This is a genomic window from Amycolatopsis echigonensis, from assembly GCF_014174495.1.
GTDB classification, from domain to species: domain Bacteria; phylum Actinomycetota; class Actinomycetes; order Mycobacteriales; family Pseudonocardiaceae; genus Amycolatopsis; species Amycolatopsis echigonensis.
In genome coordinates, this window is record NZ_JACJHR010000006.1 from 16,687 (window position 1) to 29,308 (window position 12,622).

Here is a 12,622-nt window from a genome sequence, read left to right on the forward strand (position 1 = left end):
GCTCCTGGCTTGCGGGAGCGTTTCCGCCCGGGACCGGGCGGCTGCGGGCTCAGTAAGGGGAAGCGGCGTTGTCCTTGGCCCACGCTTTCTCTTCGGCGGAGCCGCCCGGGGGCGGTACGAGCCCGTTGATCATCCAGAGTTCTTCGCTGGTCTCGTCGGCGTGGAATTCCCAGTGCACGCCAGTGCGGTTCTCCAGATGCGGCCGGAGCATGCGGTTGATCCACTGCGCGGTCCGCCGTCGGGAGCCGGAGTCGGTGTTGTGGCGTGCGATGTGGTCGATCACGATGCGGAGCCCGGCGTCGGCGGGTTCCCCGCCCACGTAGAAATTCTCCGGCCGGGTCTCCTGGAAGACCGTGACCGCGTAGAACCGGGGCAGCCCGATCGCTTCGTAATGGTCGGCGACGCGGGACGCGAGTTCCTGTTTCTCGGCGTCGCTGAAGAGCCCTGGGGTGTGGTGGATCGTCCACAGTGGCATGGCGTTCGGCGTTCCTTCCGGTGCGGTGCGACGGGGTCAGCCGGCGACGGAGAACGTCAGGTTCTCCACCGGTCCGGACAGCGCTGCCTTGACGGCCGTGGTGACGTCGTCGGCCAGCACTTCGTTGTCCCCGGCTTCCAGTCCGTCGAGGATCCGCGCGGCGATCTGGGCGGGCGTGGCCTTCGGCTGGTCCATCGCGGAGACCATGTCGGTGTCGATGAATCCGGCGTGGACGCCGACGACCTGGGTGTGCTGCGGGGCCAGTTCGATGCGCAGCGAGTTGGTCACCGACCACGCCGCGGCCTTGGACGCGCCGTAGGCGCCGCTGCCCGCCATCCAGGACAGCACGGAGTGCATGTCCACGAGGGCGCCGCCGCCGTGCGCGGCCAGGACGGGAGCGAACGCCCGCGCGACCCGCAGCAGTCCGAAGACGTTGACGTCGAAGGTTTCGATCGTGGTCTCGAGGTCGCCGCCGAGCAGCGCCTCCGGCACGAGGACGCCGGCGTTGTTGAAGACGATCTCGGCGTCGGGCGCGGCTTTCGCGAGCGCGGCGACCGACTCCTCGGAGCGGACTTCGAGTTCGACGGGGACGACTTCGGGGCGTTCGTCGACGTAGAGCGAGCGGCCCGTGGAGTAGACCTTCCGCGCGCCGCGCGCGAGGAGTTCGTCCACCAGCGCCGCGCCGAGCCCTCGCCGCCCGCCGGTCACGACCGCCACCTTGCCCGCTGCTGCAACCACTGCGTCCTCCATCTGGATAACGAGACCGTTAGTCAGATGGAACCACACTCTGCTGAGTAACGCAAACGTTAGGTACACTGGGGCGGTGGCCATGGAGTGGGAAGAGCGGTTGCGGGACCGGGACGCCTGGGCGATCGGCGACCGGTGCTCGGTCGCGCGGACGCTGGACCTGCTGAGCACCAAGACGGTTTTCCTCGCGGTACGCGAGTGTTTCTACGGCACGACGAGGTTCGAGGATTTCGTGACGCGCATCGGGACGTCCGCGCCGGCCGTCTCGCGGGCGCTGCGCCAGCTCGAGTCCGCGGGGATCGTCGTGCGGGTCCCGTATCGGGAACCGGGAAAACGGGTCCGGGACGAATACCGGCTCACCGAGGCCGGGGAGGACCTGCTGCCGGTGTTCCTGTCGCTGGTGCAGTGGGGCGACAAGCATCTCCAGGACGGGCGCCCTCCGCTGTCGTTCGTCGAGGCAGGCACCGGCCGCCCGGCCCGGGTCAGCGTCACCGCCGATCCGGTGCGGGAGAAGGAATCCGGCGAAATCGAGATCCGGGCGAACCGCGGGCCGCGTGGACAGCGGTCCGGCTCAGCATGAGGAAGTCCGCGGTGATCGCTGTGGTGCGGCGCATGTCCGGGACGACGGGGAGAACGACGACCAGCCAGGTTGATTGCTCGCCCAATGGACGGCGCCGAACGAACTGGCCCGCGTTCCTCGGCTACTCCACCTGAGCGGATCGTGCGAGAGGAACCCAGCAGAAGGACTCCGGGAGACCACATGATCGGCTGCGCATACCGCCGGGGAGATACCACTCGCGTTCATTCGTATTGGTGGCTGCGGCGCGTGGAGGGCTGGGGGAGCAGGGCGAGACGTTCGGGGGTCCAGAAGCCGTTGTCTTCGTGGACGTCGAGGGTGCCGTTCTTGCGGACCAGCCAGAGCACGTCGAGGTTGCTGAAGACGGCGTCGCCGGGGATGCGTTCCAGCAGGGCGGCGGTGAGGCGGATCAGGTCTTCCTGCTGTTCGGCGACGTGGTCGTTTTTGTCCAGCTCGAACAGTATTTGGACGGTGGGGGTGATGGCGCCCAGTTCGGAGACCGGCGGGTGCCACGGTTGCGGGCGGGCCGGGCTGACCTGCAGCCAGGTCCGGCGGGTCGTCGTGCTCCACACGAGCAGCCGTTGAGCGGTGATGGATTCTTCGAGGATCCCCAGCGACTGTCCGGCCCTGACAACCTCCTCGGCGACCTCTTCCGGGGCCAGATGGGTCGTCAGGCCCAGGCTGTAGTCGAGCGACATGTGACCTCCTCGGCGGTCAAGGGAACCGAAGGACAATGGTGCCGCTCCGCACGCGCCGCTGCAGCAACGGAGTTGCGCCGCGGCGTCGCCTGGAGAAACAGCCCTTTGTGCACGGATGGCCACCGCGAAACGATTCCGAGGCGCGGCGCGCTGGGCACTGCCGTTGACGGAGTGGGAGGATCGGGGAGTGCCTGGCAATCTGTCGTCACCGGGAGCGAGCGTCGCCTCGCGGGTGTTCGCTCTGCTCGGCGCGTTCGACGCCGAGCATCGGTCGTTGTCGCTGACGGCGCTGGCGGCTCGGACGGGTTTGCCGCTGCCGACGGTCCACCGCATCACGGCCGAACTCGTCGGCCTCGGTGCGCTGGAACGGCGAAACGACCGCTACGTGGTGGGCCGGCGGATGTGGGACCTCGGGCTGCTCGCGCCGGTGCAGTCCGGCTTCCGGCAGATCGCGGCGCCGTTCCTGCAGGACCTGTACGGCGCGACCGGGGCCACGGTGCACCTCGCCGAACGAGACGGAACCCAGGTGCTCTACCTCGACCGGCTGCGGGGGAGCGCGTCGGTGCCGGTGGTCAGCCGGGTCGGCGGACGGCTTCCCTTGCACGCCACCGGCGTCGGCAAAGTACTGCTGGCGTGGGCACCCGAAGACGTGCAGCGCGAGGTCTTCGCGTCGCTGACGCGCGTTACGCGGCACACGATCGTCCAGCCCGGGCTGTTGCGGGAGCAGTTGGAGCGGATCCGCGCCGAGGGGTACGCCCAAACCGTCGAGGAGATGACGCCGGGCGCGTGTTCGGTCGCGGTGCCGATCCGGCGCGGCCCGGACGCCCCAGTGGTGGCCGCGCTCGGTCTTGTCGTGCCGGATCTGCGGCGCGGCCGGTCCCGGCTGGTCTCCGCGCTCCAGGTCACCGCAGCCGGGATCGGGCGCAGCTTGGCGGCGAACGGGCTTTCACTGAGTGAAAGCCCGGCGTAGCCTCTCGCGGCCGGGTCGGTTCAGACTCCGGGCATGCGTACTCAGGTCGCCATCGTCGGCGCCGGCCCGGCCGGTTTGCTCCTTTCGCATTTGCTCGACCGGTCCGGGATCGAATCGGTGATCGTGGAGACGCGGGAACGCGACTACGTCGAAGCGCGGATCCGGGCGGGAATCCTCGAGCAGTCCACCACGGACCTGCTGCGCGAGGCCGGCCTCGGCGACCGGATGGGCCGCGAGGGCGAGGAGCACCGCGGGATCTACCTGCAAGTGCCGCACGAACGCCATCACGTCGATTTCGTCGACCTGGTCGGGCGGCGCGTCACCGTCTACGGCCAGACCGAACTCACCAAGGACCTCGGGCGCGCCAGAGCGGCGGCGGGCCAGGAAATCCGTTACGGCGTCAGGGGAACCGCCGTGCACGATCTCGATACCGACCGGCCGTACGTGACGTTCACCGGACCGGACGGCGCGACCGAGCGTCTCGACGCCGACGTTGTCGTTGGCTGCGACGGGTCCTTCGGGCCTTGCCGCGCCGCGATTCCCGCCGCGGCGAAACAAACCTGGCAACGCACCTACCCGTACGCCTGGCTCGGGATCCTCGCCGACGTCGCGCCCTCGACCGACGAACTCATCTACGCCTGGCATCCGGACGGATTCGCGATGCATTCCATGCGCTCGCCGACCGTCAGCCGGCTCTACCTGCAGGTCCCCACCGACACGGATCTCGCTGAATGGCCGGACGACCGCATTTGGGACGCCCTCGCCACCCGCCTCGGACACGGCCAGGACGGCTGGACGCTGACCCCCGGCCCGATCACGGACAAGAGCGTGCTGCCGATGCGCAGCTTCGTCCAGCAGCCCATGCGGCACGGCCGGCTTTTCCTGGCCGGCGACGCCGCCCACATCGTGCCCCCGACCGGCGCCAAAGGCCTCAACCTCGCGGTAGCAGACGTCGCTCTGCTCGCGCCCGCGCTGACCGCTCTGCTCAAAGACCGGAACCCGGCCCTTGCCGACGCCTACTCCGACACCGCGTTGCGCCGAGTCTGGCGTTGCACCCACTTCTCCTGGTGGATGACCACCATGCTCCACCAGTCCGGCGATCCGTTCGACCAGCAACTGCAGCTGTCCCAGCTCCGCTGGCTCGCCACCAGCCGCGCCGGCCAGGCCGGGCTGGCCGAGAACTATGCCGGTCTGCCGATCGGACTGTGACTGGACTCCCGTTCGAAGAACCAGAGTCGCGAAGCGGCGGGCGCTGAGTCGTGGAGCTCGTGCTTCTGAGCAGGTAGGTCAGGTGTACGAGCTCGTGTTCCGGTCGGCGGCGGGAACCGGTCTCGGCTGAAGTTGACTGTGCTGGTTGCGTTCTGGACGATAAGCCCGCGTGTGGCGAAGTTGAGAGCCACCACCGTCAGCTGCTGCTGACGGCTGCGACGATCAGGGTGGCGAGTTGTTCCGGTTCCCCGGCGCCCGTGGGCGCGGAGGGATTCGGCCAGCTGAGTCCGCCAGCCGATGAACGCCTCGGCCGCGGTGGTGCGGATCGCGTCGTCGATGGAGTCCTCTATGGACACTGCCGGCACGGGGCGGCGGCGTTGATGCCCGATGACAGACGAGTTGCCGCGGCGTTTGGTGCCCGACGCGTTGTGTGCGCTGGCGGAGCCACTGATCCCGCCCGCGAAAACGCGCCCGCAATATGGCGGTATTTCGTGAGTGGACGGTCGCATTCGTCCTGACAGGGCGGCCGGTCCGCCCTGGGGGCCGTGGGGGAGAACACCGGTTCTCCGCCACGACCCGGGGAACCATGCGCTCGAATCGGGCCGAGCCGGTCGCCGCGCGAGACGGTGACTAGCGCGGCACCACTGAGAACCGCCGGAGTTCCAACGCCGGGTTCTTCGCTCGTACCTCAGCGATCCGCTCCCGTGACACCTCGCCGACCGCGACGCCGGTCTGCTCCCCGAGAGAGGTGACGACGACGCCCATCGGGTCGACGAGCATGCTGGTGCCCGACCCGGTCGGCGCGGCTTGGCCGGTCGCGGCGACGTAGAGCGTGTTCTCGATCGCGCGGGCGCGGACCAGCGTGCTCCAGTGGTATTCCTTCAGCGGCCCGGGCACCCATTCCGCCGGCAGCAGCACGACGTCCGCGCCCGCGTCCGCCAGCCGCCGGGTGACCTCGGGGAAGCGCAGGTCGTAACAGGTCTGAAGGCCGAAGCGGAGGCCGTCGACCTCGAATGTCTCCGGGTCGGCGATCTCGCCCGCGCGGACGACGTCGGACTCGCGGAAGCCGAAGGCGTCGTACAGGTGGATCTTGCGGTACACCGCCGTCACGCCGCCCGGTCCGGCTGCGACCAGCGTGTTGGAGATCCGCGAACCGTCGAGGCGCTCGTTCATGCCGCCGACGATCGTGATTCCGCGGTCGCGGGCGAGTGTGAGCAGACCCGTGACGAACGGGCCGTCGAGCGACTCGGCGGAGTCGACGAACCGCTGGTCCATCTCCGGGACGGTGAACATCGCGTATTCCGGCAGCACTATCACCCGGGCGCCGCGGTCGGCCGCGTCGCCCGCCAGTTTCGCGATCAGCGTGCGGTTGGCGGCCTTGTCCTCTCCGGGCGCGTACTGCGCCAAGGCGACGTGGGTCATGCGATTTCCTTCCGGGGAGCGGCGGGCATGCGGTCGAGTTTGCCGAGCACGACCGTGTAGCAGAAGATCCCGGCGAGCAGCACTGCGCCGGTCACGAGGAAAGCGCCGGCGAACGAGCCGGTCACGTCCACGACCGCGCCGGTCACGATGGGCGCGGCGATGCCGATCATGTTGGCCACGAAGTTGACCAGCCCGCCGAGCGTTCCCGAGCAGCCTTCGGGCGCGATGACCGCGACGATGCTCGATCCGGCGGGCACCGACACCGCGAGCCCGGCGGCGCCGATCGACAGGAACACCAGCGCCGCGGCGACCGATCCGGCGTAGGCGGCGCCGGCGACCGACAGCGAGACCAGCATGCTGACGACGAGGACGATCCGCCGCGCCTTGGTCTCGTCGCCGGTGCGGGCGATCAGCCGGTCCAGCACCATCCCGCCGACGAGGAACTGCGCGAGCACCGCGACCAGCCACGGGATCATCGTGTAGAAACCGCCGGCCAGCAGCTTCACGCCGAACTGCTTTTCCAGATACCCGGGCAGCCAGGTCAGCAGCACGTAGTAGGCGTAGGTGTAGGACGCGTACCCGAGCGCGAGACCCCACGTCTTGCGGCGGCGCAGCAGGTGCCCGAGCCCGGCCAGCGAGCTCGGCGCAGGTGCGTCTTCGTCGTCCGCGCCGCCGTCTCGCAGGTAGGCGAACTCCGCGGCGGACAGCCGCCCGCGCGCCAGTGCTTGTTTCGGCGTCAGGTAAAGCAGCCACCAGACAAGGAGGTAGCCGACGCTGAGGATGCCGGTGAAGACGAACGCCGCGTGCCAGCTGTAGGCCGTGACGAGGAACGCCATCAACGGGATGCCAAGAACGTTGGAAACCTTGGCGCAGCCGTCGAAGATCGCGGTGGCCCGGCCGCGCTCGGACCGGGGGAACCACTGGCCGATCGCCTTCCACCCCGCCGGGATGGTCGGCGCCTCGCCGAAGCCGAGCACCAGCCGGGACGCCATGAGCAGACCGAGGCCGCCGGCCGACGCGGTCAGGAACGACGCGATCGTCCACAGCAGGGCGGCCGCGCGGTTCACCCAGCGGACGCCGATCCGGTCGATGATCGCGCCGATCGGCAGCTGCAGCACCGCGTACGTCCAGAGGAACGCCGAGGCGACCACGCCGAGTTGGGCCGCGGTCAGGTGGAACTCGCGCATCATCTCCGGCCCGGCGATGGAGAGGTTGACGCGGTCGACGTAGTTGACGAACGACCCGACGCCGAGCACTCCGGCGATCGCCCAGCGCGTGCGGCCCGCGGTGCGGGTCCTGGTTCGCTCCGCGGTCGTCATCGCGCCCGCTTCGCGAGCGACGTGGTCTCCTCGAAGGCGGCGGCGAGGCCGGCGGCGAGCGCGCCGTGCTGCATGGTGAGCGCGAGCTGCCCGGCGCCGTGGGCGAGCGCGAACTCCTTCTCCTCCCGGCTCCACGCGGGCAGAACCCACGGTTTCCCGGCTGCCCGGGCGGCGTCGGCGACGCGTTTGAGATCGGCGAAATCGCCTTCCTCGCGCGTGTACGCGCCCCGCTCGCGGCGCAGGGAGAGGTCCGAAGGGCCGACGAAGACGCCGTCCACGGTGTCCAGCGCGAGGATCTCGGCGATGTCCTCGAGTGCACCGGCGTCCTCGATCATCGGCAGGCAGCGGGTGCCGCGGTCCTGCGCGGCCACCCAGTCGTCGGTGAAGCCTCGGTAGCCGGTGGTGCGGCCGCCCGCGAAACTGCGGTCGCCCAGCGGCGGGAACTTCGCGAACGCCGTCACCGCCTTCGCGTGCGCCGCGTTCTCGACGTGCGGGATCACCACCGCGTCGGCCCCGAAGTCGAGGGCCTGCTGGATCGGGCCGCGCTCCGGGCCGAGGACCTTCGCGAGCACCTCGAGGCCGAGGCCGCGCAGGAACGGGACGAACCGCTCGAGGTCGGCCAGGTCGAACGCGCCGTGCTCGATGTCGAGGACGGCGGCGCCGTAGCCGATTCCGCGGGCGATCTCGGCGGCCGCGAACGACGGGTCGGAAAGCCAGACGGCGTAGCGCCGGTCGGCGGGGGCTGGGGACATCGGGGAAACCTCCTGCGCGCTCGAAATCGGGAGCTCGATCGATGTGTGCACCGTGTATACACGATGGATATCCGTCGGTCCAGCGGCTAAGCTGGCCCTCGACCGAGGGGAGAGGCATGACCATCAGCGCACCGTCCGGCCCGGCCCGCGAGCGCGTGTACGCCTGGCTGCGCGACGGGATCATCGCGGGCGAGCTCGAAGGCGGGCGGTTCCTGGACGAGCACTGGGTTTCGGGCGTCGTCGGGGTGTCCCGGACCCCGGTCCGCGAGGCGTTCCACCGGCTGGAAGCGGAGCGCTTCATCAGCCTGCTGCCGCGCAAGGGCGCGCAGGTCCGCACCGTCACCGCGCGCGAGCTGGAGGAGGTCTACCAGAGCCGCAGGCTGATCGAGGGGCACGCGATCGCCGAGGTCTGCGCGGCCCGGGCGGGCGCGCCCGCCGAGATGGCCGGCCTGATCGAGGAGATGAAGCGGTACGGGAAGGCGCGCGACTGGTTCGCGGTGTCCGGTCTGGACCGCTCGTTCCACCGGGCGATCGTCAACGCGGCGGGCAACACGGTGCTGACCGAGCTGTACGACACCCTGCGGTCCCGTCAGCAGCGGGTCGCGGTCCGGGCGTTGGAGGCCCGGCCGGAGCGGCTGCCGGTGATCGACGCCGAACACCGCGCGCTGGTCGAGGCGATCGATGCGCACGACGCCGAGGAGGCGTTGAGGATCCTGAACCAGCACCTGCGCCCGGTGTCGGAGGTGGTCTCGGCGCTCGAGCGCGACTGACCGGCACGCGGGACCGGCAGACGCTCACCGTCCGATATGGACGGTTGTCCCGATACGAGCTTGTGCCGTGGTGATCTTCGCGCGGTCGATAGGGTGCCGATCGGTCGGAAAAGCTACCGTCGGACGCATGACGGCAAGCATCCTTCTGCACCGCCGCGCGCTGGGGAACCAGCTCGGCGTGGCCATGCTGTTCCTGTCGGTCGGCGGGGCGCTGATCGGCGGCGGCGTGCTCCTGCTGGGCGGGCTGTGGGGCACGGTCGGCGGGATCCTGCTGATCCTGGTGGGCGTGCCGTTCGTGCTGACCGTGCTGGTGCGGTTCCACGGCTGGCGCAGCCTCTTCTGGAAGGAAACGCTGCAGATCGGCGCGGACCGGGTCGCGGTCGTGCGCACGACGCCGGACATCCCGGACTTCGTCGTCGACTGGAGCGAGGTCAGCGCGCTTGGGCTGTACGCCGGCACCGCCTACAACACGACCGATTGCGTTCTGCTCTGCGCGCATTACCCGGACCGGCCTCCCCGGGTGGAGCGGCTGCCGCGCCGTCCCGAGATCCTGGCGGCGATCGGTGCCGCCGCCCCGCCCGGGTGGGGCAACGAACCGGTCCCGGACTGGCCGGTGCGGATCGTCCGCCCGGGAACGCCGCCGCAGGACGTGCCCGGGCCCGGGCCGTCGGCTTTCGCCGTCATGCAGCTGATGACGAAGCCGAACCGGCTCCAGATCATCGCCGGGCTGGCCCTGGCCCTGGGCATCGGCGCGCTGCCGTGGCTGCTCCTGCTCGACGGCCGCGACACGACGGCTCTGGTGATCATCGGGCTCGTGCTGTCCCCGCTGCTGCTGGTCGCGCTCTGCGGGATGTTCGCCCTGCCGACCGTCGTCGCGCAGACCTGGCTGACCCTTGATCGCGACGGCGTCGTCCACGAAGGAGTCAACGACACGACCCGGTGCGAATGGGCTCAGCTCGACCGGGCGTGGGTCGAGACCAGCCACGTCGACTCCGTCCAGGTCGGCATGCGCAGACGGGACGACGTCATGCTGCGACTGTCCCTTAAGGACGGCCGGTCGCTGAACCTGGACCTCGGCGACCAGCCAGTTCTCCTCCCGCCCTTGAAAGCCGCGTTCGAACGGTTCGGCGGCCCAGTCTGGCTCGGCGTCCGGAACAAGGGCCGCGACCGGCTCACCGGCTTCCGCCGTTAGCCGCTCGCGTCGGCCACGTAGCTCCGATACCGCGGGGCCGCTTCCTTCCGCTGCCGGAGAGCCCGGAGCTGCTTCACGTCCGGTGGGTGCCGAGCGTCCGGCGGATCGCGCTGCGCGTTTTGCGGCGCTGGACCAGGAACAGCGCCAGCCCGGCGACCTCGATCAGCCCGAGTCCAGCGAGCCCGTAGACCCCGCCGATGCCGTCGGCCAGCGCGGCCAGGAACGCCTGCCCGACGACCGCCATGAGGATCCCGCCCGTCCGGTCGAAGATTCGGATCGGCGTGGGCGCCTTGCTGGTTCCGTTGTCGGTGTAGCTGACCCAGTAGGGCCAGATGTCCGGGCGGAACACATGTATGGCGGCCCGCACTGGCCAGAACAGCAGCAGCCGGAGCAGCCCCAGCGTTATGCCGACGAACATCGCCAGCGGGATCAGCGGGATCAGCGTCCAGCCGGCGTACACGTGGTTGGCGTCCGAACCGCTGGCCTGCGCCGACAGCACGGCGCCGTCGCTGACCCCGGGGCCTTCCACCACGACGTCGTGGAGGAGAACCGGATCGGTTGTCCGGTCCGAACGGAACGATCCGGTGCATGTGGTGCTCCGTCCGCTGGGGTGACACTCGTTGACGGTGACCGTGCCGGGAATGCCGCCGCCGCCGAACACGGTGATGAAGCTGCCGGTGACGGTGCCGGTCGCGAGGAACGCCGCGCAGAACCCGGCGAGCCCGGCGATGGCCAGGAACTTGCCGATCGAGGCCCAGAACCGGGGCCGGACCTGATGGCTGGTGAACATGCCGCCCTGCGGCGTCCGGCGCTTGGCCGAGAACTCGGCGAACTGCTGGTCGGTCAGCAGGCGGCGAGCCCGCTTGAGGTACGCCGGTTCCTTGGTTTGGGCCATAGCCTGCGATTGTGCAGGATGCGGGCTGCGGATAGACCCGTTTCACGGCAGATGCCGCGACGAGCTCACGCTCTGGCTGATCGAGCACCTGTTCACCGGCAAGCCGTGGGATCGCGTCGCAGTCGCCGCTCGGCCGGAATTGCTCGCTTTGCACCGTGTCGGCCCGAATCCGGTACTGCTGCGCAAGGCGCTGGCCCGAACCGCGGCAAGCTCGAGCTGGGGCAGAAGCTGTGGGTCCGCTGAAGGAACCCCCGCGCTGCTGGCGATCCGCCGGGCGGCTCCCGATGATCGGGGCATGGCGGTCATTTCCGAGCGCGCGGCGGTGCGTCGGCTGCACGACCGGCTGGGATTCGGGCCCCGGCCGGGCGACCTCGACGCCGGATTCGCCGCGACCGTGACGCGGCTGCTGGCCACCGGGCCGGACGCGGGCGCCCAGGCGACGCCGCTTCCGGACGTCGGTGCTCCGCCGCCGCAGTCGGCGAAAGCGGACAAGACGGCTAAACAGCAAGCCGCGCAACAACTTCAGGCGCAAGCCTCGCGTGCCGTGCTGTGGTGGCTGGACCGGATCGCGGCCGCGGACCTCCCCGCGGTCGAACGGCTGACCTGGTTCTGGCACGGGCATTTCGCGACCAGCGAGCAGAAGGTGCGCAGCCCGCGGCTGATGCTCGCGCAGAACCAGACCATGCGGACGCTGGGCATGGGCAGCTTCACCCAGCTTGCCCACGCGATGATCGTCGACCCGGCGATGCTGCTGTGGCTGGACGGCAACAGCAACAAAGCCGGCAAGCCGAACGAAAACCTCGCGCGCGAGTTCATGGAACTGTTCACCCTCGGCGTCGGCAATTACACCGAAACCGACGTCCGCGAAGCCGCGCGTGCCCTCACCGGCTGGACCGCGACACGTGAGAACCCGGCCGCCCGGCTGACTGCGCGCCGCCATGACGCGACGCCGAAGACCATCCTCGGCCAGACCGCGAATTTCGACGCCGGTTCGTTCGTCGACCTCGTGCTGTCCCGGCCCTCCTCGGCGCCGTACGTGGTCGGCCGGCTCTGGTTCCGGCTCGTCTCGGCGACGCCGCCTAGCGCGGACGCACTGGCGCGGCTGGTCGCGGCGTACGGGCCGGGCCGCGACATCCGGTCCTTGCTGACCGCGCTGGTCAAGGAAGACGCGTTCCACGACTCGGCGACGTCCCTGGTCAAGCAGCCGGTGGAATGGCTCGGCGGTCTGCTGCGCGCGCTCCGGGTGCGTCCGTCCGCACTCGACGCCAAGGCCGGCACCCAGTTGCTGACCGGGCTGCGGGGGATGGGCCAGGTGCCGTTCGAGCCCCCGAGTGTCGGCGGCTGGGCCGCCGGCGGCGCTTGGCTTACGACGTCGGCCGGACTCGCCCGGCTGCACCTCGCCCAGCTCGTCGCGCAGCACGCCGACCTCGGCACGGTGGCGAAGGCGCAGGACAAACCGGCGGCGATAGGCGACCTGCTGGGCGTCGACGGGTGGTCTGAGCGGACGCGCGCGTGCCTCAGCGGCGTCGCGAACGATCCTCGGCAGCTGGCGGCGATCGCGGCGTGCGCGCCCGAGTACGTGGTGAGTGGGTAGGA

Annotated in this window: 13 protein-coding genes; 6 read left to right on the forward strand and 7 right to left on the reverse strand. The window is 70.1% G+C overall.

Annotated features, from left to right (window positions below; translation table 11 throughout):
- Positions 1–49 precede the first annotated feature (49 nt).
- Together H5411_RS06030 and H5411_RS06035 are read right to left on the reverse strand one after the other, a co-directional pair.
- Positions 50–475 (reverse strand): tautomerase family protein, encoded by a 426-nt coding sequence (locus H5411_RS06030; RefSeq protein ID WP_183123190.1) that lies wholly within the window; start codon positions 473–475, stop codon positions 50–52.
- Positions 476–511: 36 nt separating this feature from the next.
- Entirely contained in the window at positions 512–1,225 is a 714-nt protein-coding gene (locus H5411_RS06035; RefSeq protein WP_183123191.1) for an SDR family oxidoreductase, read from the reverse strand.
- A gap of 79 nt (positions 1,226–1,304) precedes the next feature.
- On the opposite strand from H5411_RS06035, the gene H5411_RS06040 reads away from it, so the two are divergent.
- Entirely contained in the window at positions 1,305–1,802 is a 498-nt protein-coding gene (locus H5411_RS06040; protein ID WP_183123264.1) for a winged helix-turn-helix transcriptional regulator, read from the forward strand.
- Positions 1,803–2,023: 221 nt separating this feature from the next.
- On the opposite strand, the gene H5411_RS06045 is transcribed toward H5411_RS06040, so the two are convergent.
- On the reverse strand, positions 2,024–2,497 hold the full coding sequence (locus H5411_RS06045) for a SitI3 family protein (RefSeq protein ID WP_183123192.1): 474 nt from the start codon (positions 2,495–2,497) through the stop codon (positions 2,024–2,026).
- 187 nt (positions 2,498–2,684) lie between these two features.
- Here H5411_RS06045 and H5411_RS06050 point away from each other — a divergent pair, with 187 nt between their 5' ends.
- Together H5411_RS06050 and H5411_RS06055 are read left to right on the forward strand one after the other, a co-directional pair.
- Positions 2,685–3,467, forward strand: a complete 783-nt coding sequence (locus H5411_RS06050; RefSeq protein ID WP_183123193.1) for an IclR family transcriptional regulator — start codon at positions 2,685–2,687, stop codon at positions 3,465–3,467.
- A gap of 33 nt (positions 3,468–3,500) precedes the next feature.
- On the forward strand, positions 3,501–4,676 hold the full coding sequence (locus tag H5411_RS06055) for a 4-hydroxybenzoate 3-monooxygenase (RefSeq protein WP_183123194.1): 1,176 nt from the start codon (positions 3,501–3,503) through the stop codon (positions 4,674–4,676).
- Positions 4,677–5,306: 630 nt separating this feature from the next.
- Here the strand turns inward: H5411_RS06055 and H5411_RS06060 are convergent.
- The 3 genes from H5411_RS06060 to H5411_RS06070 are packed head-to-tail and all read right to left on the reverse strand — an operon-like array spanning position 5,307 to position 8,169.
- The gene (locus H5411_RS06060; RefSeq protein WP_183123195.1) at positions 5,307–6,098 is read right to left on the reverse strand and encodes a carbon-nitrogen hydrolase family protein; all 792 of its coding nucleotides are present in this window, start codon (positions 6,096–6,098) and stop codon (positions 5,307–5,309) included.
- Positions 6,095–7,417 (reverse strand): MFS transporter, encoded by a 1,323-nt coding sequence (locus H5411_RS06065; RefSeq protein WP_183123196.1) that lies wholly within the window; start codon positions 7,415–7,417, stop codon positions 6,095–6,097. Before H5411_RS06065 ends, H5411_RS06060 begins: the two co-directional genes overlap by 4 nt.
- Positions 7,414–8,169 (reverse strand): HpcH/HpaI aldolase family protein, encoded by a 756-nt coding sequence (locus H5411_RS06070; protein ID WP_183123197.1) that lies wholly within the window; start codon positions 8,167–8,169, stop codon positions 7,414–7,416. Before H5411_RS06070 ends, H5411_RS06065 begins: the two co-directional genes overlap by 4 nt.
- A gap of 116 nt (positions 8,170–8,285) precedes the next feature.
- Here H5411_RS06070 and H5411_RS06075 point away from each other — a divergent pair, with 116 nt between their 5' ends.
- Both H5411_RS06075 and H5411_RS06080 read left to right on the forward strand, forming a co-directional pair.
- Positions 8,286–8,939, forward strand: coding sequence for a GntR family transcriptional regulator (locus H5411_RS06075; protein ID WP_183123198.1), 654 nt, complete (start codon positions 8,286–8,288; stop codon positions 8,937–8,939).
- A 127-nt stretch (positions 8,940–9,066) separates the two neighbouring features.
- Entirely contained in the window at positions 9,067–10,131 is a 1,065-nt protein-coding gene (locus H5411_RS06080) for a hypothetical protein (protein WP_183123199.1), read from the forward strand.
- A gap of 73 nt (positions 10,132–10,204) precedes the next feature.
- On the opposite strand, the gene H5411_RS06085 is transcribed toward H5411_RS06080, so the two are convergent.
- Complete coding sequence (locus H5411_RS06085; RefSeq protein WP_183123200.1) at positions 10,205–11,026, reverse strand: hypothetical protein; 822 nt, start codon at positions 11,024–11,026, stop codon at positions 10,205–10,207.
- 295 nt (positions 11,027–11,321) lie between these two features.
- Here H5411_RS06085 and H5411_RS06090 point away from each other — a divergent pair, with 295 nt between their 5' ends.
- Positions 11,322–12,620 carry a DUF1800 domain-containing protein gene (locus H5411_RS06090; protein WP_183123201.1) on the forward strand — a complete coding sequence of 433 codons (1,299 nt, stop codon included), beginning with the start codon at positions 11,322–11,324 and terminating at the stop codon, positions 12,618–12,620.
- The last annotated feature ends 2 nt before the right edge of the window (positions 12,621–12,622 follow it).